25 protein-coding genes and 1 other annotated feature are annotated in these 26,275 nt (G+C 39.6%); of the genes, 6 read left to right on the top strand and 19 right to left on the bottom strand.

The window, feature by feature from the left end; genetic code table 11:
• Positions 1 to 2 precede the first annotated feature (2 nt).
• The 3 genes from TY15_RS06885 to speD all read right to left on the bottom strand — a co-directional run bounded on the left by TY15_RS06885 (position 3) and on the right by speD (position 1,774).
• Entirely contained in the window at positions 3 to 377 is a 375-nt protein-coding gene (locus tag TY15_RS06885; protein WP_040207581.1) for an ArsR/SmtB family transcription factor, read from the bottom strand.
• On the bottom strand, positions 377 to 802 hold the full coding sequence (locus tag TY15_RS06890; protein ID WP_040207580.1) for an SRPBCC family protein: 426 nt from the start codon (positions 800 to 802) through the stop codon (positions 377 to 379). Before TY15_RS06890 ends, TY15_RS06885 begins: the two co-directional genes overlap by 1 nt.
• A 162-nt stretch (positions 803 to 964) precedes the next feature.
• Complete coding sequence (gene speD, locus TY15_RS06895) at positions 965 to 1,774, bottom strand: adenosylmethionine decarboxylase (RefSeq protein ID WP_040207579.1); 810 nt, start codon at positions 1,772 to 1,774, stop codon at positions 965 to 967.
• Between the two features lie 206 nt (positions 1,775 to 1,980).
• On the opposite strand from speD, the gene TY15_RS06900 reads away from it, so the two are divergent.
• Positions 1,981 to 2,415 (top strand): Dps family protein, encoded by a 435-nt coding sequence (locus tag TY15_RS06900; RefSeq protein ID WP_040207578.1) that lies wholly within the window; start codon positions 1,981 to 1,983, stop codon positions 2,413 to 2,415.
• 126 nt (positions 2,416 to 2,541) lie between these two features.
• Positions 2,542 to 3,819 (top strand): polysaccharide deacetylase family protein, encoded by a 1,278-nt coding sequence (locus TY15_RS23125; protein WP_052353721.1) that lies wholly within the window; start codon positions 2,542 to 2,544, stop codon positions 3,817 to 3,819.
• 58 nt (positions 3,820 to 3,877) lie between these two features.
• On the opposite strand, the gene TY15_RS06910 is transcribed toward TY15_RS23125, so the two are convergent.
• Both TY15_RS06910 and TY15_RS06915 read right to left on the bottom strand, forming a co-directional pair.
• Positions 3,878 to 4,597, bottom strand: a complete 720-nt coding sequence (locus TY15_RS06910; protein WP_040207577.1) for a pseudouridine synthase — start codon at positions 4,595 to 4,597, stop codon at positions 3,878 to 3,880.
• Positions 4,587 to 6,212, bottom strand: coding sequence for a putative polysaccharide biosynthesis protein (locus TY15_RS06915; protein ID WP_040207575.1), 1,626 nt, complete (start codon positions 6,210 to 6,212; stop codon positions 4,587 to 4,589). Before TY15_RS06915 ends, TY15_RS06910 begins: the two co-directional genes overlap by 11 nt.
• A gap of 236 nt (positions 6,213 to 6,448) precedes the next feature.
• On the opposite strand from TY15_RS06915, the gene TY15_RS06920 reads away from it, so the two are divergent.
• Complete coding sequence (locus tag TY15_RS06920; protein WP_040207642.1) at positions 6,449 to 7,723, top strand: BaiN/RdsA family NAD(P)/FAD-dependent oxidoreductase; 1,275 nt, start codon at positions 6,449 to 6,451, stop codon at positions 7,721 to 7,723.
• Positions 7,724 to 7,731: 8 nt separating this feature from the next.
• Here TY15_RS06920 and TY15_RS06925 read toward each other — a convergent pair whose 3' ends face one another.
• From TY15_RS06925 to leuS, 3 genes are all read right to left on the bottom strand, one after another.
• Complete coding sequence (locus TY15_RS06925) at positions 7,732 to 7,917, bottom strand: sporulation protein Cse60 (RefSeq protein WP_040207574.1); 186 nt, start codon at positions 7,915 to 7,917, stop codon at positions 7,732 to 7,734.
• 126 nt (positions 7,918 to 8,043) lie between these two features.
• Positions 8,044 to 8,358: a rhodanese-like domain-containing protein gene (locus tag TY15_RS06930; RefSeq protein WP_040207573.1), complete on the bottom strand. Its 315-nt coding sequence runs from the start codon at positions 8,356 to 8,358 to the stop codon at positions 8,044 to 8,046.
• Positions 8,359 to 8,416: 58 nt separating this feature from the next.
• Positions 8,417 to 10,834, bottom strand: coding sequence for a leucine--tRNA ligase (gene leuS, locus TY15_RS06935; protein ID WP_040207571.1), 2,418 nt, complete (start codon positions 10,832 to 10,834; stop codon positions 8,417 to 8,419).
• Positions 10,835 to 10,874: 40 nt separating this feature from the next.
• Positions 10,875 to 11,098: a binding site (T-box leader), on the bottom strand.
• A 309-nt stretch (positions 11,099 to 11,407) separates the two neighbouring features.
• Here leuS and TY15_RS06940 point away from each other — a divergent pair.
• Positions 11,408 to 12,535 (top strand): sensor domain-containing diguanylate cyclase, encoded by a 1,128-nt coding sequence (locus TY15_RS06940; protein WP_052353722.1) that lies wholly within the window; start codon positions 11,408 to 11,410, stop codon positions 12,533 to 12,535.
• 61 nt (positions 12,536 to 12,596) lie between these two features.
• Here the strand turns inward: TY15_RS06940 and cstA are convergent, their stop codons facing one another.
• The 9 genes from cstA to TY15_RS06985 form a co-directional block, all read right to left on the bottom strand.
• Entirely contained in the window at positions 12,597 to 14,390 is a 1,794-nt protein-coding gene (gene cstA / locus TY15_RS06945; RefSeq protein WP_040207570.1) for a carbon starvation protein CstA, read from the bottom strand.
• 139 nt (positions 14,391 to 14,529) lie between these two features.
• Positions 14,530 to 15,276, bottom strand: a complete 747-nt coding sequence (locus TY15_RS06950) for a LytR/AlgR family response regulator transcription factor (protein WP_040207569.1) — start codon at positions 15,274 to 15,276, stop codon at positions 14,530 to 14,532.
• Positions 15,251 to 17,029: a sensor histidine kinase gene (locus TY15_RS06955; protein WP_040207568.1), complete on the bottom strand. Its 1,779-nt coding sequence runs from the start codon at positions 17,027 to 17,029 to the stop codon at positions 15,251 to 15,253. The genes TY15_RS06950 and TY15_RS06955 overlap by 26 nt, the downstream gene beginning before the upstream one ends.
• 207 nt (positions 17,030 to 17,236) lie before the next feature.
• Positions 17,237 to 18,424: an MDR family MFS transporter gene (locus TY15_RS06960; RefSeq protein WP_040207567.1), complete on the bottom strand. Its 1,188-nt coding sequence runs from the start codon at positions 18,422 to 18,424 to the stop codon at positions 17,237 to 17,239.
• 320 nt (positions 18,425 to 18,744) lie between these two features.
• Positions 18,745 to 20,196: an ammonia-forming cytochrome c nitrite reductase subunit c552 gene (locus TY15_RS06965; protein WP_040207566.1), complete on the bottom strand. Its 1,452-nt coding sequence runs from the start codon at positions 20,194 to 20,196 to the stop codon at positions 18,745 to 18,747.
• 2 nt (positions 20,197 to 20,198) lie between these two features.
• Entirely contained in the window at positions 20,199 to 20,711 is a 513-nt protein-coding gene (locus TY15_RS06970) for a NapC/NirT family cytochrome c (RefSeq protein ID WP_040207564.1), read from the bottom strand.
• Positions 20,712 to 20,803: 92 nt separating this feature from the next.
• Positions 20,804 to 21,610: a hypothetical protein gene (locus tag TY15_RS06975; RefSeq protein WP_040207563.1), complete on the bottom strand. Its 807-nt coding sequence runs from the start codon at positions 21,608 to 21,610 to the stop codon at positions 20,804 to 20,806.
• A gap of 375 nt (positions 21,611 to 21,985) precedes the next feature.
• Positions 21,986 to 22,165 (bottom strand): hypothetical protein, encoded by a 180-nt coding sequence (locus TY15_RS06980; RefSeq protein ID WP_040207562.1) that lies wholly within the window; start codon positions 22,163 to 22,165, stop codon positions 21,986 to 21,988.
• 15 nt (positions 22,166 to 22,180) lie between these two features.
• On the bottom strand, positions 22,181 to 22,444 hold the full coding sequence (locus tag TY15_RS06985) for a YtzC family protein (protein ID WP_040207561.1): 264 nt from the start codon (positions 22,442 to 22,444) through the stop codon (positions 22,181 to 22,183).
• Between the two features lie 211 nt (positions 22,445 to 22,655).
• Here TY15_RS06985 and mnmL point away from each other — a divergent pair, with 211 nt between their 5' ends.
• Complete coding sequence (gene mnmL / locus TY15_RS06990; protein ID WP_040207559.1) at positions 22,656 to 23,615, top strand: tRNA modification radical SAM protein MnmL/YtqA; 960 nt, start codon at positions 22,656 to 22,658, stop codon at positions 23,613 to 23,615.
• A 4-nt stretch (positions 23,616 to 23,619) separates the two neighbouring features.
• The gene (gene mnmM / locus TY15_RS06995) at positions 23,620 to 24,192 is read left to right on the top strand and encodes a tRNA 5-(aminomethyl)-2-thiouridylate-methyltransferase MnmM (protein ID WP_040207558.1); all 573 of its coding nucleotides are present in this window, start codon (positions 23,620 to 23,622) and stop codon (positions 24,190 to 24,192) included.
• A gap of 28 nt (positions 24,193 to 24,220) precedes the next feature.
• Here the strand turns inward: mnmM and TY15_RS07000 are convergent, their stop codons facing one another.
• Both TY15_RS07000 and TY15_RS07005 read right to left on the bottom strand, forming a co-directional pair.
• Positions 24,221 to 25,303, bottom strand: a complete 1,083-nt coding sequence (locus TY15_RS07000) for a tetraprenyl-beta-curcumene synthase family protein (protein ID WP_040207557.1) — start codon at positions 25,301 to 25,303, stop codon at positions 24,221 to 24,223.
• 16 nt (positions 25,304 to 25,319) lie between these two features.
• A complete protein-coding gene (locus TY15_RS07005; protein ID WP_040207556.1) occupies positions 25,320 to 26,123 on the bottom strand; it encodes an alpha/beta hydrolase in 804 nt (267 codons plus the stop codon).
• Between the last annotated feature and the right edge of the window lie 152 nt (positions 26,124 to 26,275).

Raw genomic sequence — 26,275 nt, forward strand, 5'->3', positions numbered from 1 at the left:
TATCACTTTCTTTGCTTATCTTCTCCACTAAGGTTTATGGATAGATCAACTTCTGACTCGTCCGATTCAACAAAACGCTTAAGCGCATTAAGTTTATTTTCCCAAAATAATTCGAAATATTGGAGCCAATCCTTTAATTCAACTAGTGGGTCCGGTTCAAGCTTGTAGCGTGTTTCTCGACCAACTTTACGCTCCTTTACCAAGCCTGCTTCAGATAATACCTTCAAATGTTTAGAAACAGCTGTACGACTAATGGGAAAATGCTCACTGATCGCTGTAACAGGCATTTCTTGATTGCTAAGGAGTTTTAATAGCCTTCTCCGGGTTGGGTCAGCAATGGCTTGGAAGACATCATGCTTTGCTGAAGCGGCAGCCATTATGCCTCGACATATGCTTGTAATTTTTGTACAAGTCCTGCCCAGCCCTGGTTCATATTGTCACGAATTGGTGTATGTGGTGCACCAAATTCTGTCACTTTATTTGCATCCCAACCACCATGGATTAATGTTACTTCTGTTTTTCCTTCCAGTTCTTTTAATTCAAAAGTTAACGTCCAATCTTTCCCCCAATTAAATGAAAGACGGTTAGGTCGATCAACCTCTGTTACCTTACAAGGTGACATGCCAAATTGGCCTGCATTTAGATGAAATTCATGACCTTCTACAGGTTCTAGATCATTCGGCATAAACCATGCGCTAAGTCCTTCTGCTGTCGCTACTGCATCCCATACTTTCGCAATTGGCGCATTATATACCACCGTATATTTTATATCTTCTAATGTTACTTGTGTCTCGTTTCCCATTGAAATACCTCCTGATAATCAATTTTTCGCTTCATTACGAAACCATTTGGTTTCATATAAACAATATATAACACCATTTGGTTTCACGTCAAGTGTTTCCTTAGTTCTTCACCCATTTGGCAGTATTTTCAGTTGCAAAAAGAGCGCAATCCCTGCGCTCTTTTATTGAACTATATTTTTTCCATAAAAAATTTCATCCATTTCTAGCTTTAATCTCTCCGTTATTTCAATATGTTCATCTGGAGTTAATTTCTCCTTTGTATAACCAAACAAGTAGTTATTTAAATCAAATTCCCTTAGTTTACATTTTGTGTGAAAAATATGTTCCTGATAGACATTCACATCAATCATATCAAACAACTCGCCCACATCTTCAGGAATATAATTTTGTATGGAGTTAATTTCATGATCAATAAAAAGCTTATGCCCCGTTTTATCCCTTGTAAAGCCGCGGACCCGATAATCAATCGTCATCACGTCAGTCTCAAACGAGCGGATTAAATAATGAAGGGCCTTAAGAGGCGAAATTTCTCCACAGGTTGAGACATCAATATCCGCTCTAAATGTGCTGATTCCTTCATCAGGATGAAATTCCGGATATGTATGGACAGTAATATGACTCTTATCTAGCTGCATAACCACCGATTCTGGCAGCGGTCCCGGCGATTCCTCGAAAGATTCAGATGGCGCATTGGCAACAGGCCCCTCTGAAACCAACAAGGTCACACTTGCCCCCGCTGGCTCAAAATCTTGACTTGCGACATTTAAGACATGCGCCCCAATAATATCCGATACATGGGTTAAAATCTTTTGCAGTCTATCTGCACTGTATTGCTCATCAATATAGTTTAAATAGGCTTCCCGCTCGTCCTTCGTCCTCGTAAAACAAATATCATACATATTGAAGCTTAAGGATTTAGTTAAATTATTAAAGCCGTGCAGTTCAATCGCCTGCTCGTGAGTCAGTTTCAAGACTAGTTCCCCTTTCATATCGTCTTTTTCTATATACTACCCATAGTGCAACCTCATTAGTTATTTTTTCAAAAAGTTATATTTCACTCAGTTCTTGAGGATAAGTAAAACTATTTTTCTTATTTATAATTATTATAATTTGATATTTACTTTTAATTAATATGTGTTATAATAAAAACAGATAAGAAATTTAGGAGGAATGCTACATGACAATTGAACAAGTTCTCAATCAACAAATCGCAAACTGGAATGTATTATACATGAAATTACATCATTTTCATTGGTATGTGAAAGGACCTCACTTCTTTACCTTACATGCAAAATTTGAGGAATTATATGGGGAAGCAGCAGCGACAATAGATGAATTTGCAGAACAATTACTATCGATTGGCGGCAACCCCATTTCAACTTTAAAAGAGTCCCTTCAACTTGCAACGATTGAAGAAGCTAGTGAAAAATTAACGGCGGAAGAAATGGTTCAAGTAGTGGTAAAAGACTTTTCTTTGATCATTGATGAGTTAAAAACCGGTATGGAAGTAGCAGAACAAAACAATGACGATGTGACAAGCGATATGTTTCTTGCCCTAGTTGGTAAACTTTCGAAACATAATTGGATGTTACAATCTTTTCTAAATGCATAACTTTCAGAGGACAAGGCTTCATGCTTTGTCCTTTTTTTTGTTAGAATGTCATACATTATCATTCATAAGCCAAATTTGTTATGATTAAATGAACATAGTTTAAAGTCGCGGGGTGATCATAATTCGATGAAAATACAGAAGATTTTACTGCTCCTCATTTTATCAACTGCAACCATCCTCTCAGCTTGTGAACATTCTATCCCCTCTGACAAGGATGATAAGCCACAGCAAAATAGCGTGCAAAAACCGGAAATGGAGCATTCTCAACAAATACTTGAGGACCTCTTTGCCCAAGCTCAAAAGGGTATGGTGAAGAATTGCCCATTTACCGCACTAGATAGCACAATTAATCAAGTGAAAACTGAATGGGGTGAGCCTGACCAAGTTGATCAAGCAGGATTGGGGTACTATGCAACCTATTCAAGTAAACATATCGTTTTTGGTTACAACGAGGCTGGAGAAATTTTCGATGTCCGTTCATTTGCGATTGAACTTCACAAGCTGACTTATGATCAAATGATGAAGACATTGGGACCACCAAACCATTTTTCCGAAGTTGATGGTGATTCTATTTATGTTTATCAGCCAACTCCTGAAATACAACTAAAAATCATTATTCCTAAAAGTGAAACTACTATTGATCATATTAATGTTTTTAGCACTAAAAGAGGTATTGTCGCAACAAAGAACGATTACATTCTTGAAATAAAGGGTGTATCCAATCAATTAACGAAAAATGCCTGGGAGTCCATGCAAGCCTGGCGGAACCAAATCATCTCTTTTTCAAGAAGTCAGGAAAACGTCTACATTAATGGTCCCAATCAACAGAAGGTTGCCCTCACCTTTGATGATGGCCCTGATATGGACATCACCCCAGACATTATCAATATTCTTGCCCGCTACCATGTAAAAGGAAATTTCTTCTTTATTGGAAGTAAGGTAAAGGAACACCCAGATGTCGTCAAGAATGCCTTTGACCATGGTAACCTTGTTCTTAGTCATAGCTACAATCATGTGGAATTAACAAAATTATCAAACGAGTCTATTCGAAATGAACTTGAAAAAGCGGGCGAAGCAATCAGCTCCATAACCGGTAAAGAGCCTGCTATCGTTCGGACCCCATATGGTGATACAGACACTCATGTTGCAGTGGAGGCGAAGCAAGCTGGCTATTCGATTGTGCTGTGGTCGATCGATACATTAGATTGGTCACAAAAGGAATCCCAGAATATCCTTAACAATGTATTAGACAATGTCCGAAACGGAGATATCATCTTAATGCACTCTGATACTGATAAGAGTGAGACTAAAAAAGCTCTCCCGCAATTAATTGAGGAATTACAAAAAAGGGATTTTGCTATAGTCGGGTTAGACGAATTACTAAATATAAAAGCGTATCAATAATTTAGCAAAACACATGAAAAAGCAGCTATACGATTAGCTGCTTTTTCGATAAAATCCTCTATTTCACTTGATATTCTCTCAATAATGTCAATTCTTCATCAGTCAGTTCACGATATTCGCCTAATTCGAGGGTTTCATCCAATCCGAGTGGTCCCATCGTCATCCGTTTAAGATAGACAACTTTTTTTCCAACAGCTTCAAACATCCGTTTCACTTGATGAAATTTTCCTTCGGTGATGGTTAACTCAATCTCCGAACGAATCCCTGCTTTCAAGATCTTTAAAAAGCCAGGCTTCGTTTCGTAACCATCATCCAAGGTTACCCCTTGTGCAAAGGCTTCAACATCTTTTTCCGTTACTTCCCCGTCGATGCTGGCAAAGTACATCTTCGGCACATGCTTTTTTGGTGAAAGTAAGCGATGAGCCAATTGACCATCATTGGTAATGAGGAGCAGTCCCTCTGTATCCTTGTCCAATCTTCCGACAGGGAATGGTTCATACACCTGATCCTCCATCTCCAATAAATCAATGACTGTTTCACAAGAGTTATCCTCCGTTGCTGATAGGACTCCTGGAGGCTTATTCATCATAAGATAAATGTATTCTTTATATTCAATGATTTCCCCATTAAGGGTGATGGTTTGCTCCGCCGTATCCACATGCTGCTTTGCATCTTTAATGAGTACGTCATCCACTTTAACGGCACCACTTTTTAGGAGCTGTTTCACTTCCTTACGGCTGCCATAGCCAAGGTTCGCTAGCATTTTGTCAATTCTCAACGCGTTTTCTCCTCCCTGGTAATTTTGTCATTAACCGATCAAGTTTATCTCCAAATAAACGGCTGGCAAGTCCTGATTTTAAGCCAAGATAAAAATAAATTCCAGCTCCCACTGCAGCGCAAATGACGATCATTAATACAGATTGAAACTTTAACGCAGGCGATAGGAATAATGATAATAGTTTGTACATTAATTCTGTGCCCACCCACATACATCCAGCAAAGATGACTATTAATAAACTTCTTCTCCAAACAAGACGGTAAGGATAACGCGCATATACCTTAATCACAATCAAATTGATGAGAATAGCTGCAACATATCCAAGAGTAGTTGCTAATACCGCCCCTCTTGTTTCCATCATTTTGATTAACGGTATATTGAGGGATAATTTTATTAATAATCCCACTAGTAAACTTAATACCGTAAACCGCTGTTCATTAATCCCTTGTAATATGGCCGCGGTAACAGAATAGAGAGAAAAGAGAATGGCAACTGGTGCATATGCCCTTAATACTTCCGTACCAATGACATCATGCTGATAAAATGCCGTATAAACGGGTTCTGCCAATAAGGAAAGACCAATGGCTGCAGGTAACGTTAAAAATAGCAGTACTTGAAATGTCTGATTTAATTGGCGATTTAAACTTGCACCTTCACCATCAATAAAGGCCTTCGTTATACTTGGTACGAGCGTTAATGAAAAGCCCGTTGCCAGTGATACAGGGATAATAACAATCTTATGTGATTCAAAATTTAAAATAGAGAAGAAGGATTCCGCAAACTTCTTTTTCCCGATTTCCGCCATTGCCTGGCTAAAGGTGAATTGATCAATCGCTTGAAATAATGGGTTGGCAATCCCGACTAACACAAACGGAAAGGCATAGATAAGAATTTCCTTATAAATGTCCTTTAATGAAATATTTATTGTGCCCTTATCATGCGTAAGCAGTTCATCTAAATACGGTTTTCGTTTATACCAATACCAAAATAAAACGATCAAACCGCCAATGGCGCCAATAAAGGCTGCAAACGTGGCGACACTTACGGCGGTAACCATTTTTCCATTAAACATATGTAAGACTGCAAACGCCCCTAAAAGGGTAAACGCAATCCTGACAATTTGTTCCACGACTTGTGAGAGAGCTGACGGGCCCATCGATTGGTGCCCTTGAAAGAATCCTCTGATGAGACTCATAAATGGAACAACAATTAGCGCAAAACTAACCGCACGCATGACGGTGGTGACATTTTCTAAATTAGCCTTTTTATCGCCAACACTCATTTCTGCTAATGTAGGCGCTGCGAGATACATCACCAAAAAAGCCATAACCCCGGTAGCCAGCATGATAACTAATCCCGACTTAAACAGCTTCCTGCCAACTGCATACTCCTCAAGTGCATTATATTTTGAAATAAACTTTGATACAGCGAGCGGAACACCCGCCGTCGCGATACTTATAAAAATGGTATAAGGAACATAAGAGAATTGATAAAGCGTTGTTCCTTCCCTGCCGACAATTTGAAAGAATGGAATAACATAAATTAAACCGATTACCTTTGAAAGGATAGTTCCTAATGTTAATATAAAAGTTCCTCTTAATAGTTTAGACTGCATAGAATCCCTTCCTATTTCCAAAAGCGCAAGCGCCTTATCAAGTAAAATTCGACGTTTTTTGCATACTATTGTAGTTTACAACTCTTTTTCCTATGATGCTACTAACAACCATAGAAAAATTATTAAAAATTGTTGACTATTTATTTTGTTTTCAGTTATTACGGATATGGTTATAATGGTGTAATTGTAATAAATATTACTAGCATACCCATAGAATGAAAAAAGTTGGTGCAAATATGGACTACGACGTAATTGTCATTGGCGGAGGCCCTTCAGGGTTGATGGCTGCCATCGCCGCTGGTGAGAAAGGCGCAAAAGTATTATTAATTGATAAAGGAGATAAGTTGGGACGAAAGCTTGCTATTTCCGGCGGTGGACGTTGCAATGTTACGAACCGCTTGCCAGTCCAGGAAATCATCAAGCACTTGCCAGGTAACGGCAAGTTTTTATATAGTGCATTTTCTATTTTTAGTAATGAAGATATCATCAAATTCTTTGAAAAGCTCGGAATTGCTTTAAAGGAAGAAGACCATGGACGAATGTTCCCTGTTTCCAATAAGTCTCAATCCGTAGTAGATGCACTCCTAACACAATTAGAAAAATTGCATGTTAAAGTCTATAAAAATAGTCCAGTTAAAAATGTAATTTATGAAAATGGTCATGTTTCGGGGGTATTATTGAAGGATGGCCAACCAATCAGCACATCCGCAGTAATTATTGCAGTTGGTGGAAAATCCGTCCCCCACACAGGTTCTACCGGTGATGGATATGCATGGGCGGAAAAGGCTGGACACACGATTACGGAATTATTTCCAACCGAAGTCCCTGTTACATCAAATGAACCATTTATTAGGCACAAGTCTCTCCAAGGCCTAGCTCTTAGAGACATTAATGTAAGTGTGCTCAGTCCAAAGGGAAAGGCCATCATCACGCATCGAATGGATATGCTGTTTACCCATTTTGGCCTCAGTGGTCCTGCTGTCCTTCGTTGCAGTCAGTTTGTCGTCAAGGCAATGAAGAAGTGGAAATTATCAGAAGTAATGATGAGCCTAGATGCACTGCCAGATCAAACAGAAGAGCAAGTTTTTCAAGAAATCGTTAAGCTTGTCAAAAGCGAACCTAAAAAAAGTATAAAGAATACGTTAAAAGGGTTTATACCTGAAAGATATCTTCTTTTTCTCTTAGAAAATAACGGAATAGAACCAACTGAACAGGGTGGGACCATCTCAAATGAGAAGGTTCGCAGTTTTGCAAAAAGCTGTAAGCAATTCATCATCAATGTAAATGGCACCCTGCCACTCGAAAAGGCCTTTGTCACCGGCGGCGGTGTATCTGTCAAAGAAATTGAACCACAAACAATGGCCTCTAAATTAATGAATGGTCTTTTCTTCTGTGGTGAAATCCTTGATATACATGGCTATACAGGCGGCTATAATATTACATCCGCTCTGATAACGGGAAGACTTGCTGGTACAAATGCTGCTATAGCAGCAAAAAAAAATAGGGCTTGACAACTTTGTCAAGCCTTATAAATTATCATCGCTGTAAAACAATATATTTGCTCTTCCTCTTCTTCCTCTGCCATGGCTGCCACATTGTACTTAATATCTAGCAGACTCTTTTCTTCTATCCCGCGTAAAAAACGGTTCATTTCCTTTTCTAAATCCTTTTCATGCTCACGATCAAACAACTTAACCTGTATCACGATACTCTCCCTTTCATTTTATTTATCATTATTGACTATTTATCTGAATTTTAAAAATTAATTCCTTTTAAAATTAGGATTTTTACTGTTTTTTGTACAAAAAAACCGATTCCAAAGTGGAATCGGTTATTCAACGTATTCGGTTTCTCCTGTCCATGCTAGCATGCCGCCCACCATATTGCGAACCTTGTATCCTTGCTCATGCAAGTAATGACAAACATTTCCACTGCGGTGGCTGGAACGGCAGATAAAAATATACTCTTTTTCTTTGTCAAAATAGTCCAGACTGTTTGGAATGTCGCCCATCCGAATATGCTTTGCGCCTGGGATCATTCCATAGACGACCTCATCATCTTCCCTCACGTCGACAAGCTCCAGCTTCTCTCCTGCCTCAAGCTTCCTTTCCAATTCTTCTGGTGTAATTGTGTTGATTTCTTCCATTCAATCCATCCCCTTTTAGAAAAGCATCCCCCCGCATAGGGGGAGCTTTATGACCTCATTAATTTGCAACAATATTGACTAGTTTACCCGGAACAGTAATAACTTTGCGAACTGTTTTTCCTTCAATTTGCTCTTTGATGTGATCATCTTCCATAGCAATCCCTTCTAATGCTTCTTTCGTAGCATCAGTTGGAACCATCAGCTTTGTCTTTACCTTTCCGTTCACTTGAATCACAATTTCAACTTCCTCATCGACAAGTTTTGCTTCATCATATGCTGGCCACGCTTCATAAGAAATGGTTCCCCTATGCCCTAACTTTTCCCATAACTCTTCTGCGAAATGCGGACAAACAGGGGCAAGCATTTTGACGAAACCTTCCATGTAATCCAGCGAAAGTTCGGTTGCTTTATAAGCTTCATTAATAAACACCATCATTTGAGAAATCGCTGTGTTAAAACGGAGACCTTCATAATCTTCCGTCACCTTTTTCACCGTTTGGTGATAAATTTTCTCCAAGCTAGAACCATTGTCTACAACTTTGATTTTCGGACTTAATGACCCGTTCTCTTCCACTAATAGACGCCAAATCCGGTCTAAGAACCGACGCGAACCATCCAAACCATTTGTCGACCAAGCAATCGAAGCATCGAGTGGTCCCATGAACATTTCATATAAGCGTAATGTATCGGCGCCATGGCTATCGACAATATCATCAGGATTGACAACATTTCCTTTAGATTTACTCATCTTTTCATTACCTTCGCCTAAAATCATTCCTTGGTTGAAAAGCTTTTGGAATGGCTCTTTTGTTGGCACAACACCAATATCATACAAGAACTTATGCCAGAAGCGAGCGTATAGCAAGTGGAGAACAGCATGCTCCGCACCACCAATGTAAATATCAACAGGTAACCAATGGTTTAATTTTTCCTGTGAGGCAAGGGCCTGATCATTTTTTGGATCAATATAACGTAAATAATACCAACAGCTACCTGCCCATTGTGGCATGGTATTGGTTTCGCGACGTCCTTTTTTCCCCGTTTCAGGATCGACGACATTTACCCAATCAGCAATATTAGCAAGTGGTGATTCTCCAGTTCCTGATGGTTTAATATCGGTTGTCTTTGGTAATGTCAATGGAAGCTGATCTTCCGGAACGGCTGTTGATGTGCCATCTTCCCAATGGATAATCGGAATCGGCTCACCCCAATAACGTTGACGGCTAAATAACCAATCGCGTAAGCGGAAGGTTACCTTTTTGCTTCCAATTCCCTTCCCTTCTAACCAAGAAATCATTTGGGAAATAGCCACTTCTTTATTCAACCCATTTAAGAATTCAGAGTTAATGTGTTCTCCGTCACCTGTATAGGCTTCCTTCTCAACATCCCCACCGGCCACAACTGGCTTAATTGGTAAATTGAATTCCTTGGCAAATTCGTAGTCACGTTCATCGTGAGCTGGTACTGCCATGATTGCACCCGTTCCATAACTGACGAGTACATAATCGGCGATCCAGATTGGCATTTTTTCACCATTGGCTGGGTTAATCGCAAAGGCACCGGTAAATACGCCTGTTTTCTCTTTAGCTAAGTCTGTACGCTCTAAGTCGCTCTTCAATTTAACCTTATCTAAGTATGCCTTAACAGCAGTACGCTGCTCTTCAGTTGTAATCTTTTCAACAAAGGCGTGCTCAGGAGCCAATACGGCATACGTTGCACCGAATAATGTGTCTGGACGGGTGGTGAAAACTGTAAATGTTTCTTCGTGTCCTTCGATTTGAAAAGTGACTTCTGCTCCTTCAGAACGGCCAATCCAATTACGCTGCATTTCTTTTAAACTTTCTGGCCAATCAAGCTCTTCAAGGTCTTCAAGTAAACGATCGCCATAGGCCGTAATCTTTAACATCCATTGCTTCATTGGGCGGCGCTCAACCGGATGTCCACCGCGTTCACTTTTCCCATCGATTACTTCTTCGTTAGCCAGAACGGTTCCCAATGCCGGACACCAGTTCACGGCAACTTCATCAATGTAAGCAAGCCCTTTTTCCCATAACTTTAAGAAAATCCATTGTGTCCACTTATAGTATTCAGGATCCGTTGTGTTAACCTCTCGATCCCAATCATACGAGAATCCAAGTGACTTAATTTGTCGACGGAATGTATCAATATTTTTCGCTGTAAATTCAGCTGGATCGTTCCCTGTATCCAATGCATATTGTTCTGCTGGTAATCCAAAGGCATCCCAGCCCATTGGGTGAAGGACATTATATCCCTGCATCCTTTTTAGACGGGAGAGGATATCGGTCGCCGTATACCCTTCTGGGTGTCCGACATGGAGTCCAGCTCCCGATGGGTATGGAAACATATCTAAAGCATAAAATTTCCGCTTATCATATTCTTCGCTCGTTTTGAATGTTTTTTCTTCTTCCCATTTCTTTTGCCACTTTTTCTCAATCTTTTGATGATCGAAACTCATATTTGTTTCCTCCTTAAAATAAAAAAACCCCTCATCCCATAAAAGGGACGAGAGGATTGTATGTATCTTCCCGCGGTACCACCCACATTAGTGCTTAACTGCACTCGCTTCATTCATCCTTAACGCGGAATACGGCAGGCATTACTATCCTTCATACCTGCAACTCATAGGCGAGTTCATGACCTACCCGGTTGACTTTCACCAGCCGTCAACTCTCTTTTGTTTCGGTTAGGCACCACTACTACTCCTGATCACTGTTTTTTCAATATAAAGTATTACGGTTATTGTATTAAATTTTTGCACGGGTTGCAAGCAATCAAACGCCTAAATTAAGGATGGACCAAATTTATTTAGATTAAACATCTGTACTGATTTAATAAGATCGAAACCATTGGCCGGCTATACACAGGTGGCACTTCTCATTTTTATTATTCACTCTTGTCCATTGACCACCATTGTTGTATGATTTTAATAACATAATGAAGCTGGGCAATTCTCAACATTTATACATTCTTATCAATAATCAATGGATTCATTTTTTTATGAATAGATTATGACGTGGAAGTGCATTTAATGATGAATAGGATTATGAATAAATTAAAAAGGCGATTCCTACTTAAGGTAAAATCCCACTTAAAGTCTTTGGGAGTAGATAAAGGAAAAGCGGAAGCACTTTCTGAACTTCAGGATTCTGTTGAAAACATGATGTGGTTAAATCAACATTATAAAATCCTTCATAATTTTGCTCAAATTTGCAGCAAGACATTAAATGAAGAGATCCTGCTAAAAAAAACATATGAAATGGTTGCAGAGGTCATGGCGGCTGATTCATTTTACTTGGCCTCCTATACTGAGGGAGAAGACCAAATTAAAATACTTCTAATGGTCGATGAAGGAGTATATTTCCCCCCCTTCACAATCGAATTTGGCGAAAATAATGCCTCAATTGCCATTCAATCCAGGCAAATTATTCATCACAAAGTCGAAAGTGATGATAAAGGAAAAAGGTACATTGTCGGATCAAATGAGACGAAGTCTCATATCTATGTCCCCATCATTTTCGATGATCAGGTTAAAGGAGTCATCTCCGCCCAAAGTTTTAAAGAATTCGCCTACCGGAAAGAACATGAAGAATTATTACAAATTATTGGCGCACAAGTCCTGACCTCCATTGAAACTGCTAGACTTTATGAAAAAATTTATTTAATGTCTTTTACAGATGATTTAACAGGTTTATATAATCGTGGATATTTTGAAAAAAAGCTCGAAAAATACATGCAGGAAATGAATTCAGAAATTGCTATCGTGATTTGTGATTTGGATGAGCTGAAGTATGTAAATGATCGTTACGGACATAAAGCGGGCGATCTTTTAATCCAAACAACTGCAGCCATCTTAAAAAAGTTTTCCTCAGAGAAAGTCATAACCGCAAGATTAGGCGGCGATGAATTTGCCCTCCTCATTGTCGACTCTTCCCTAGAAGAAGTAGAGAGAATGGTTGATTCGATTGATAAAAAGGTTAATTCATATAAAATTGAATCGATCGCGCAAACCATTAACATGTCTATTGGATTTGCGTACAGCCCGGAATCCATTAATCATGTAGATAAGTTATTTACTGTGGCAGATAAAAATATGTATCAAATGAAGCGACAAAAAAAACTGGAACTGATTAAGGATGTGGATAGGGAGCAATCATAAGGGATAATAAAAGGCAGAGGATCAATGAAGACGTCTTCATTAATCCTCTGCCTTTTAAAATTTATGCAACTCTTGAGCCAAATTGGAAACGAGGTGAATTCCACATTGTCGTCCATTTCTTAATAGCGGTCACCATAATGATCAGACCAAGTACTAACATGATGATCGATAATACCCCATTCAAGACGCTATAGCCTGCTGCTGCTTGATTGAGATAAACATTTTTCACCATCCAATAGCCAGCATAATTAACGGTTACAAACAAGTATGCAAGTGGTACTAAACAGGTTAACATATACCAACGTTTGTCGGCCACTTTCAATATAACTGTTGCCCCAATGATGAGACCGATCGAGGCCATTAGTTGATTGGAAACTCCAAATAATGCCCAAACAGAACCGATATCTCCTGAGAATAGTAAGTATCCCCACATAAAACAGGCGAGAGCACTTGCAAAAATGGAGCCTGGCAGCCAATCTGTCTTTTTCAAAGGTTTATAAAACTCACCGAAAAAATCTTGAATTAAATAACGGGCCACACGTGTTCCAGAATCAATCGCTGTTAAAATAAACACCGCTTCGAACATGATCACAAATTGGAAGAAATAAGACGATAATTTCGCAAACCAAGGAATTTCAGTGAAAACATAGGTCATCCCAACCGCTAATGTCACTGCCCCGCCAGTTCGACCCTCAAGGTCAATGCCAATTTCTTGGGCAAGCTTTGGTAATTGATCGACATGCATCCCTAACGTTTTGAAAACTTCTGGCGTCGAGTTAATCGCAAAGTAATCGGCAGGATGCAGTGCTGTCGCCGCAATTAAGGCCATAATCCCAACGACACATTCTACTAACATTGCGCCAAAGCCTACTACCTTAATATCTGACCAGCGATCGAGCATTTTAGGCGTGGTCCCCGATCCGACAAAGGCATGGAAACCAGAAATGGCACCACAGGCAATTGTAATCGAGATAAACGGCCATACAGGACCACCGATAACAGGGCCTCCACCATGGGTGAATTTTGTAAAGGCTGGCATTTGAATCGATGGATTGATAATGAATACCCCAATGATAAGGGCGATAAATACCCCAATTTTCATAAAGCTACTTAAGTAATCACGTGGAGCAAGCAAGAGCCATACTGGCAAAGCAGCTGCAAAGAAAGCATAAATTGGTAGAATAATAGCCAACGTTTTTGTATCTAAAGTGAGCCAATCACCCAAGATGGTCTCTTGTATAGATGGACCCACAAACACGCCAACCATGACAAGAATAAAGCCGATCGTTGAAGTTAATTTCAGATTACCTGTCTTTTTATAAAATATCCCTACCCCCATCGCAATTGGAATCGTAATACCTACTGAGAACGTACCCCATGGATTATTTTCCAGTGCATGAAGAACTACCATTGAAAGTCCTGCCATCGTAATGGTAATAATGAATAACATGGCAAGTCCCGTACAGAAACCGGCTACAGGGCCCAATTCATCTTTTGCCACTTCAGATAAGGATTTCCCCTTTTTTCGCATCGATGCATATAGAACCACTGCATCATGAACAGCACCCCCAATTACCGCACCAATCAATAACCAGAGTAACCCTGGTAAATATCCAAATTGAGCTGCCAGTATGGGACCTACCAATGGACCAGCAGCGGCAATCGCAGCAAAGTGGTGACCAAATGTTACCCACTTATTTGTTGGGACATAATCCTTTCCATCATTCAATTCGTGTGCCGGTGTTGGCTTTGAATCGTCTAATTTTAAGACTTTTGCTGCCATGAATGTTCCATATAAACGGTAGGCAATCATTAAAATACAAATAGAGCCAATGACAACTGAAACCGCATTCATAATATTTCAACCTCCCCAACTCTTTGTCCTTTATCCCTATCATAATAAATGAAAGCGATAACATGTGGTTTTCAGCCTAAAACGCAAGAATCAGAGGGTGAAAAACATCAATAATCAATTGAAATACAAAAATAGCTATTTAAAAACCTAGTAACTGTTTTAAAACTTTAGTGTAGGTTCTACTTACTGGCACCTTTTCACCCGTCTTTAAAATCAAATTGTAGGTAGAATTAAACCATGGTTCAATCTCTAAGATGGCATCAATGTTTACTAAAAAGGCTCGGTGGACACGCATAATGGGGGTACGATGAAGTTTCCGTTCAAATATGACCAAAGGATCACTCACCCAAAACCTTTGTTTCTCGGTGGATATGAGTGTTTTCCCTTCTTGTGCTGCAACATAAAGGATTTCATTTATGTTCATTAACACGATTTTGTCATCGACCGAAACAGCTAATTTTTCTGCTCGTTCACCAGGAATTGATTGCTGCCTTGTAGGTAGCGCTATGTTTTGTTCTTTATTACTGACACGCTTATACAGCTTTTCAATGGTTTGTTGGACCCTTTTTTCATCAAACGGTTTTAAAATATAGTCCACTGCGTTTAACTCAAATGCCTTTAGCGCATATTCATCAAAAGCAGTCGCAAACACAATCAACGGTGGATATTCAAGTTGATTTAGTTTACTGGCAATTTCTATTCCATTCTCGTCCGCTAACTGGATATCTAAAAAAATGACATCAATCTCAAGATACTCTAGTTTTTCCATGGCCGTTTCGACACAATGGGCTTCTCCTGTTATTTCCACCTGTTTGCTGCGTTTGAGCAAATAGGAAAGCTCATCCCTTGCAAGTGGTTCATCATCCACGATAAAGGCTTTCAACACTTTCTTCACCCCACTTTTGCGATGTTTTTGGTAGTTTAATGAACACTTTTGTCCCATGATCTAGTTTACTATCAATTTGAAAAGTTGCCTGCTGCCCATAAATTTCTTCAATCCGCTTTTTTATATTCCATAAGGCTGTTCCTGTTCCTTCCGCTGATTCGACGGTTTCGTTTCCAAGTGTTCGAAGCAAATCAGATGAGATCCCTTTTCCATTATCCTCTGTTAGCAGGATCATTTGCCCTTCTTCTTCAAAGGCACGGACTTTAACCATTCCCGTTTGCACTTTTGGAAAAGCATAGCGAATCGCATTTTCCACAAGCGGCTGCAAGGTAAATGGTGGAATTAATACTTTTTCTAACGATGGATCGATCTCCAATTCTACTTCATACCTGTTAGGAAATCGTGCCTGTTCAATTGTCAGATAGGCTTCGACATGCTCCAGCTCTTTCTCAAGTGGAATTACCATTTGCCGCGCCCCCTGAAGATTACTGCGAAAGAAGATACTTAACTGAATGAGCAACTTTCTTGCTTGATCCGCATCTGTTCGCACAAGAGTTGAAATGGTATTGATCGCATTAAATAAAAAATGTGGATGTACTTGGGCCTGAAGTGCCTTTATCTCCGCATCCTTTAATAATTTTCTTTGCATCTCCAATTCTGCCATTTCCAGCTGACCAGAGAACAGTTTCCCCAAGCCTTCAGCAAGCTCTTGCTCAACGCGATCTAGTTTACTAGAACTTGTAAAATATAATTTTAATGTTCCAAGAGTCTTCTCATGGACCTTGAGTGGTAAGACAATGGCCGCCTCTAACGGACAGTGCGGATCAAAACATTGAATTTCCTTAGCTGACTTTGCAATAATAATATGGCCTTGCTCCAATACCTTTTTCGTTAACTCCGTTGCCATGGATCCGGATGGAAGATGATGATCGGCACCGGCCCCAACGTGGGCTAATACTTGGTATTGATTTGTGATGGCGATAGCATCTGCATTCGTCCATTTTAATATGATTTCTGCTGCCTTTGTACACGAACCGATATTCAAGCCTAGTCGAAAAAATGGCAGCGTCTGATTGGCGATATACAACGCCTTATGTGTTTGCAGCGCCTTTGTTCTTTCCTGCTCGTGGAAAATATCCTGAATGATTAATAAAAATAATAGTGTGCCAAAGCCATTGATGGCGATCATAGGGAACGCAATTAGTTCTACTAGATGAAGTGCTTCATTAAAGGGCTTTGCCAAGAGAAGGATAATCCCCATTTGTACACATTCCATCAAGATCCCCATCATAACAGCCTTTGATGGCGAGCTTTTCTCACGAATTTTAAAACGCTTACTTAGAAGACCTGTGACAACACCAGCAAAAATAGTCGACACCGCACAAGCTACAGCTGTAAATCCCCCAAGTGATAATCTGTGTAGCCCAGCAATAAGACCCACGCCAATTCCAATCATGGGACCGCCCAGCAGACCGCCAATAGCTACCCCCATGATTCTTGTATTCGCAATAGCACCAGAGCTATCTACGTTTGTTAGCCAATCCTGAGACGTGATCGTTCCATGCCCGATCTCTACCCCTGTATAATTACTGATCACCCCGAAGGCTCCAAAAATTGCAATGATGGTTACTTTAGCAAGAATTCCTCGTTCATTATGAATAACCTGACGAAAGGATTTCATCCTCGAGAGAATGAATGCTACGATGATGAGGATCCCAACACGCTCAAGCATAAGAGGTAGTAAAGCAAGCATGGCCTCTCCTTCTTTCCTTTTCCATCTCGAATCTCATTTCTATAAATGAAACGATAATTCTGTCTATAGTTACTATACCAAAAAATAAGACGACTGTTCGCCTGAATTATTAACATGGTCACCTTTCTTTGCGATTCATTTATGTACGAAAAAAATCCCACCATCTATTTGACAGCGGGTTGTGGAAATAAATGTTTTATCATAATTCTAGCATGCTTTTACAGTGACTTTCTTAACCGATTTCAAATGGCGATCGTAGAAGACTGTCGTTACAACAGCGATAAGGAATAAGCCAATTAATACTGTAAATAAGGCCCTCATACTATATAAATCTACCAACATTCCACCAAGTAACGGACCAACCATTCTACCGCCAGTGGCTGTGCTGTTGACGATACCTTGATAAAATCCTGCACGACCTTCTGGCGCTAAATCAAATGCGATGGTCGGAACTGCAGGCCAGATGAACATTTCACCCATAGTTAGGATAATCATTGCAACAAGAAATCCTGAAAATGCACTCGCTTTTCCAGCTACGATAAACGAAATGATAAAAATACCGATTCCAATCAGAATTTGCAGCTTAAGGGAGGCTGAAAACTGCTTCAACAATCCATTTAATAGCGGCTGCCCCAAGACAATAATAGCACCGTTAATCGTCCATAATAAACTATATTGCGTTAATGAAATATTGATTTCTTGTGTATAGGAGGCAATCGTTGTGGTCCACTGACTGTAGGCAACCCAACATAGCAAATAGCCGCCGCAAAGAATAAGCAACGCTTGCAAATTTACTTTACTTTTCCCCATATTTACTCCTATTTCATCATGGATGTGGGTTGCCTGCTCGACCGTGATCCCTTTATAGCCAAATATGGCAATGAATAGAAAAATGACATACATAATGGTATTCGCAAGGAAGATCAATTGGAAGGAATAGTCAGCTACAATTCCGCCAAGTGACGCACCAATCGCAACCCCAAGGTTTTGAGCCACATAGAGGGCATTAAAGGACTTGCGCCCACCTTCTTTCCAAACTGATCCAGCCATCGCATACATGGATGGAAAAATAATTCCTGTTCCAAATCCAACAATCGTTAAAAAAACAATGTATTCTGGCCAGTCATGCCAGATTGATAACCCCACAAGTGCTATAAGGGAAATACCAATTCCTAATAGGATTGATTTATAACCGCCCATTTTATCAAATAAATGACCGCCATAAAGATTCCCGATTACATTCGCCCCGGAGTTGAGCATAAGAACGATACCAGCAACAGATAAAGACTTTCCTAAATGATCGTGAATATAGATAGTATTTAAAGGCCATAAAAAAGAAGAGCCTATTACATTCACCGCCATCCCAATGATTAATAGCCATAAGGCACGTGGCATGAAAACCGCTCCTTTGTATTTCATTATTTCGATTTCCAAAATTTTATTTTATTCCTTTTTCAGGCTGGGTGCAATCCTTTTTTCCAGCATGTGCAGGGAGTAATTCCGCAAATTTCTGGATTAATTCCGCCAACTCTAGCAACTATTCCGCCAAAAGGCATAATGATTTTCAAAAATTGACACTCAACCACTATTTTGTCACAATACAAATAAGAAAACACTGTTCTCCAATAAGAAACAGTGTTTTCTTGAACGTATTTGCCGACTCTTTCCTTCTTATTCCTTCTTGGCGGGACGAATAAGAATACAATGGAAAGGGTCTATTTTTTTAGAACAGTTGGTACTACCGGTGCTTGAGCAGGGAAATAACTGTTGACAGCCTTATCTTTTTTCTTCTCATTATCCTTTTCATCTAAGACAGCCTTTTTCACCTTTTCAATCTCTTGATCTAGCTCATCCATATTGACACCTTTTTTCACTAACTCTTCTGTGGCAAGACGGATTGCTTTATTTGACGCCTCACTCGAAATCCTTAGTGAATCCATCGAGCCTTGTGGATTATGGAATCCAGCAGAGTTTTCAGCTGCGACAATATCCCAGAACCATTGGCCTTGACGGACAAATTCCTGTGCTTGCTTGATTTTCTCCTCGTTCACACCAGAGGTAATCATTTTATTCACATAGTAATGAGATGAAGTCGAAACATCTTGTGCCTCGTGCAGTGCGCTAACATTTGCTTCTTGAATTTCAAGGACACGATCTTTTAATTTGTCTAAATCACGATCACCATGACACTGACCACAAGAAGTTTGCATTGTTTTAAGCGGTGAAGTCCACCAGTGGGAGGTGATTTTTCTTTTTCCATCGACACGTTCATATGGCATATGGCAATCAGCACACGAGACATTGGCTTTACCATGTGTACCAGATGAATGGGTTTCATATTCAGGATGTTGCGCTTTTAACATCGGAGTACCTGAAATATTACTAACCCAATCCTTTTCAAAGCCCTTTTCTTTAGCAATCGTTTTATAATATTCATACATTTCTTCCGGTTTAAAACCTTTTGTCCATGGGAATGTGACTTCACTGTTGTCAGCAGCAAAATAATATTCCACGTGACATTGACCACAAACATAGCTGCGCATATCATTTTTGGTTGGGTTAGACGTATCTACTCCCTTTGTTTCTAATGCTTTATAAAAGCTTGGACGAGTAACACGTAAATCCATCGTTTTCGGATCATGGCAATCGGAACAGCCAATCGGAGAATGACCCATTTCTTCCCCTTTAGGCCAAATTTCAGTATTAAAATTTGCCCCCCAATAATCGTCGCCCATTTCTTCAATCATTTGTGGTACGGCCGTGGATTTACAGGTATAACAAGAACCAACTGATTTATCAGTGATCCGTTTCACATTTCGAATATCCTCTAACGCGTAAGTATGCCCGCGTTCTTCATTATATTCCGTTGCAAATGCATATCCGTTAAACAGAATTGGTAACAACGGTTCCTTGTCTGCTTCAAACTTACTGCGTTTCACAGAGCCACCGTTTGTGGTATCTTCCATCTTCTCATTTTTCTTATAGCTGTTATATTGAAGCGGAAATAAATCCTTAAACGCTTCATTGCTTATTTCGTCTGCTGATAGGCCTGTCGTCTTCGCACCTGCTGCTGAAGCTGTTTTCTCACTAGAATCCTTGCTACAGCCGGTGATGATTAACACACATGCAAGCAGAAGAAGATATGCCCCATATCCGAACCTTCCCATTCTTAAAATCCTCCCTTATTTTCTAATAATTCTCCTGATTGAGGTGGCTTATTATAGTGGTCATCCTTAAAGCCTTTCCCGTGTGGAACTGTTTTGTGACAGGAGACACAACTTTCTTTCGCGTCATGCGAAACATTTGTAATCGTACTCTTGTGGCAGGATTTACAGTTTTCATTAATTACCTTCATCGTTCGGTCCGATGCCTCAATGACATTAGGGATATCATCTGTCCCCAGTGAATTGAAATAGACATGAGTCATCCCGGCACGTCCTTTGAAGAATAATTTTCCTACCTCACTCTTGTGTGGTAAATGACAGTCATTACATTGCAAATCTGAATGTGTAGAGTCCATGAAGGAAGTATACACATTTTTCATCGTATGACAGTTTTGACAAAAACCAGGGGAATCCAAATAGGCCATGGTTTTAACTGTTGTTAATGAAATCAGGACACCGACAAGTAAAGCCACCACAAGCAAAAACTTTTTGTTCATCTTTAAAAACTTTTTGAACATTCTTTCACCTCCCATTATGTCTTCTCTATCTATATTAAAGCCCCAAAGGGTACCTTAATCCCAATTAATCAAGCCCTATTTGGCGTGAATCGCTACTGCTGTTTCTTTCTATTTCTTCTAACCAATAGGAATGTTCCGAAAGCTAAGACACTAATCCCGCTAACTACTCCAATTGTAAGGTATGGGGATTGTTGATTTTCTTTCTTCTTTGTAGTTGAAGCTTGTTCTACTTCTACCGTTGGCTTTGATTCGCTGCGGAGATAGTTCAGTGTAAAGCTTTTTGTTTCACCTACTTTAACGCCTTGGAACAAATAACTAACTGTCTTATTCCCTTCAGAATGGTTTTGCTCCTCAACTGGTGCAGGTGTGAGCTCCATGTTCTTTGCCTTGAATGGTTGTATAAAGGACACATTGACTAATGCTATATCAGCAAAGCTTGTAAAGTCATAAGTTAAGGACTTCTTTTTACCATTAACCTTTATATCATCGGTATAAAATTCAATCACGAACTTATAGCGGTCTTTCGCCTTAATTTCTTCACTGGTTGTCCAAGAAATCGTTCCTTTTTCACGATCAATGCTATATTCAATTTCATAGGCCTTTTGTAAATTGGCTGAATAATCGGCCACATAGCCAATCCGAAAATTTTTATGATTCATTGGAAGCGCTATTTCAATCTGGCCCTTTTGCGGTTCATCCGAGTTGTTGACCATTGTTCCTTGATAGCCAATTAAGAGCGGAGGATGATCCTTCTTTTTATCATTTGGATGGTAGGTGTACTCTGGCATGATCTGAATTGATAACTCTTCCATACTTAAAATGCTTTCATTTTCTGCGTAGCTAATGGAAGGAAACAACATAACCCCAATCAGAACCACGAGTAGTAAGTACTTTTTCATTGATAACTTCCTTTCAAAAATTGCCTAGGCTATATGATGGGAAAATCCTAGGCACAATTGGACTTTAGTTCGGTGAACAATTAAGGATTCCTCTAGAAGAAAGTGGAGGGATTGGAATGCACTATTTATATTCAATACTTTATTTAAACCATTAAAAAACAACCCATTCTGTGACGTGCATCACAAATGAAACTTGAGTTGTTTCCAAACTGTGAACAGCTTTTTTCTTCTATTTTCACAATGTTTTCTTTATAAAATTGATATTTAGCATGATCTTGGATGCATTTATGATGGAAGAATGGGATAAAACAAAAAAAATTCATAGAGAAAAAAATGACCTCTCACCGAAAATCGATGAGAGGTCATTACTAATGATTAGGATGATTGGTCTTGTTCTTGGTGCATTTTTGATTTAACTGGCTGACCGCCTGATTGCTCATATTTCTTTTTTGCTTGTTTTACCAGATCTACATCCTGCCCAAGTTCAAGATCATGATTATTTTGTCCATTTCGGGTTTTTTGTTCTGGATTTTGCTGTTTTGAGCGCTTTTTCAAAAGGTCTTCCTCCTCTTATTGCCCTTCTAGAATCAAGGTATTCTGAAGCTGCTGTAACTGCAGTCTCATTCGATGAAGCTGTTCTCGTTGCTGCGAATTGGCACTTTGAGCCATTTTCGCAATATCTTGATAGGTCTCCTCAAGCTGTTGTAATGCTTTTGTATAATCATCGTCATTATAATGCTCTTGAAGGCTGCTTTGTTTAAACTGTTCCTCAGCGTAGCGAATTGAATCCTCAACCTGCTGCATTAAATTGTCCATTGAATCGCGAGTAGCCATCTAAGAACCTCCTTCATCCTGTTGCACAATACCTCATTTTGAAGCACGTACTGCTTCATTTCTTATTGTGTTCCCCAATCATTTTCCTATTACATAACCTGTTGGATAATTTTTACCAAATACACTTGAAACAATTACATTTGGATATGCCTGATACTTCATGATAAAATTAAATTTATGTTTCTTTATTTTAACAAAGGAGGTTTTCTGAATGCTTCAGACAAAACCTTTTCTATATGCATCAGATGATAAACGATACCATACATGGAATTACCACCTACGCCAGCAATTTGGCCATAAGGTGTTTAAAGTAGCATTGGACGGTGGTTTTGACTGTCCAAACCGTGATGGTACAGTAGCACATGGCGGCTGTACATTTTGTAGTGCTGCTGGATCTGGTGATTTTGCTGGAAACAGGGTGGAGACACTCGAAATCCAATTCAACGAAATTAAAGAAAAGATGCACACAAAATGGAAAGATGGCAAATATATGGCCTACTTCCAAGCGTTCACAAATACTCATGCACCTGTAGAGGTCCTTCGTGAAAAATACGAAACGGTACTGAAACAAGAAGGCGTTGTGGGTTTATCGATTGCTACCCGTCCAGATTGCCTGCCTGATGATGTTGTTGAATATTTAGCGGAGTTAAATGAACGTACTTATTTATGGGTTGAGCTGGGACTCCAGACCGTTCACGAACGTACGGCACTCCTCATCAATCGCGCTCACGATTTTCAATGTTATATAGAGGGCGTCCAAAAGTTACGCAAGCATGGAATTCGAGTTTGCTCCCATATCATTAATGGTTTGCCACTTGAATCATATGACATGATGATGAAAACTGCTCGAGAAGTCGCCAAATTAGATGTGCAGGGGATAAAAATCCACCTACTTCATTTGTTAAAAGGCACACCGATGGTTAAACAATATGAAAAAGGGATGCTAGAATTTCTTTCTCAAGAGGACTATGTAAATTTAGTATGTGACCAATTAGAAATTTTACCACCGGAAATGATTGTTCATCGTATTACAGGTGACGGACCGATTGATTTGATGGTTGGACCGATGTGGAGTGTCAATAAGTGGGAAGTACTAAATGCTATTGATGCGGAATTGAAACGAAGAAATAGCTGGCAAGGAAAATTTTTTGAAGGAACAGTGGGGAACTGATCTCATGAAAATGGAACGTATTCTTCCGTTTGCCAAAAGCATACTAAAAAAAGCGGTTCAACCGGGAGATATCGCAGTAGATGCGACGCTAGGTAATGGCCATGATACCGTATTTTTAGCTGAATTGGTTGGAGAAACAGGGAAAGTTTTTGGATTTGATGTTCAAATGGAGGCCATTCGATCAAGCGAAGAACGATTACAGCAAAACAAGCTGACGGAGCGGGTGACTCTTTTTCATGCAGGTCATGAACAACTTTCCTTGATGATTCCCTCTGAATGGCAGGGAAAAATTACAGGCGCTATTTTCAATCTTGGTTATTTGCCTGGTAGTGACAAAACGATTTTTACTCGACCTGAAACAACAATTGCAGCCATTGAGCAGCTTTTGGAATGGATGGCACCCGAGGGAATAATCGTCCTTGTTATTTATCATGGTCACGAACAGGGTGCTGTTGAACGAGATTCACTTCTAGAATACTGTCAGCAATTAGATCAAAAAAGAGCCCATGTCCTGCAATATCAATTTATTAATCAACAAAACAACCCACCGTTTATCGTAGCGATTGAAAGACGCTAAAAACCAGACCCCAACAAGGGCCTGGTTTTTATTTCGCCATTATTCGTGTTACAAAGGCAGGTATGCTTTTTTGCAGGGAGCGATAGGCTAGTCCATTAAAATAAAAGAAATAACTGATCCAACCACCAGATTTGATAATCCCTTTCGCCAGTTTACGAACATTTTTCTGCTTTCGAACTTTGGCATCTGATAAATAAATTCCCAACAAGCCGCGGTTAATCAACTGATGGAATCGTTTATGTGGAAGGTATTCTGTGTGACGGTCCGCTTCTTTTACAAAATGCTGAAGGCGATTAAAAAGTTTTTCTTCACTTTTATAATAGGCACAGAAATTCAAATCCCCACCCGCAATGTCTTCTTCTTGATCAATAAAATAATCTAACAAAATATGTAGCCCCTGAATATAGGGAAAGTACCCTTTTCGAATGTTAACAGCATCACTTGTCTTAAAATCCTCACGCATCGCATAAGAAACCAAGCAAAAGATACCCAATGTAGAACCTGAGCAGGCTGAGAACTCATACCATTCCATATCAGGCAAATGATCTTGATAATGGTGAAACCACTTTTCTAGACGTGGCACCCGCTCCTCCTTGACAACATGCTTATTTATCTGCAAATCGCAATAATATTGGCAAAGTTCGTGGAGATAATCCTTGATGATATCATAATGACCTATTTCTCTTAGGACAGCACGACAGGTCTCAGATAACTCATTTAAATAATCACCGTCATCTTGATCTGTACGGAGCCGGTAATAATTTTTCCCTTCTGCCTGTAACGTAAGGGCATCTGACATAGATTCATGCAAGGACGCAAAATCATCGGGATCAAGCGAGGTGCTGCGATCACAAAGATTATCTAAATAATCACTGATGGTTTGATAGGCGACAATAAATTTCACAGCCTTTTTGACATCCTCTTTTGCCGTTAAGGCAAGAATCGCTCCCCCTTCACAATGAAAGGTTTTATTCTCGATACTGGCAAGAGCTTGATTGCGTAACTCTAGATTCGGAATTTTTTCTGCCCGGCTTCTCCAGTAAGCCAATTCTTGATGGACAGCCGGTAGTATCGTCCGATAGACCCTAGACATTAACGTGAATGGCTTCATGGAAACAACAACCTTTCTAAACAATATACCCAATTGCTTTTAATTGACTATGGACAAAATCTTTGGCGTATTCAAAAACCTCTTCACGCTCAGGCTCGTTAAAGATTTCATGATAACACTTAGGCCATTCTTTAAAGCGTTTCTCCGATAATGGAACATGATTGAACCATTCCTTAACGGTCACTTTACTGACGATCTTGTCATCGCCACCCTGCATGACAAGCATAGGGACATCTTGGATTTCTTCCAGATGTTCAAATGCTTCTTTAATCGCCGCTGTAAGTTCACGATACCACCTAACTGAGATTTTTGTCACATAAAGGGTATCATTGGAATCTGCTTCCCTTACATCTTCGTTCCGTGTCGCCATTTGAACGGATAAACCTGAATTCAACCTTAAAGAAGGATAAATCACATTTAGGAGATGTGAGATGGCATCTAAAAATTTTGATGGCGTATGGACCAGTCCCAAACATGGCGAAGAAAGAATAACCCCAGCGATATTTAATCTTTCTTCTTGTAATAAACGAATGGCGATCAACCCACCCATACTATGGCCTAATAAAAATACGGGCAACTCATAACGATAGGCTGCTTGGACCCAATCCTTCACCTCAATAATATATTCATCGAAGGAATCTATATGACCACGACGGGCTCTAGTTGTCATGCCTTGCCCGGGAAGGTCAGCCATTATGACATGAAAGCCGGATAAACGCCACATTTCGATTAACCAACCGTATCTGCCATGGTGTTCCATTGCTCCATGCACAATCACGATCACCGCTTTTGCTTCCCCTTCTGCTTCCCACTTCCACATATAATTTCTTCCCCCTAAAAAAGTTAATTGCCATTGTTGAACTATTTTATTTACAAAAAAACTATTAAAGCACCTTATGTAAAGAAAAAGATGAATTTTTTGAAATATCATTCAAACTTTCGGTAAAATAGAGTTATTATTCCAAAAGGAGC

It is taken from the genome of Neobacillus jeddahensis, from assembly GCF_000612625.1.
GTDB classification, from domain to species: domain Bacteria; phylum Bacillota; class Bacilli; order Bacillales; family Cytobacillaceae; genus Neobacillus; species Neobacillus jeddahensis.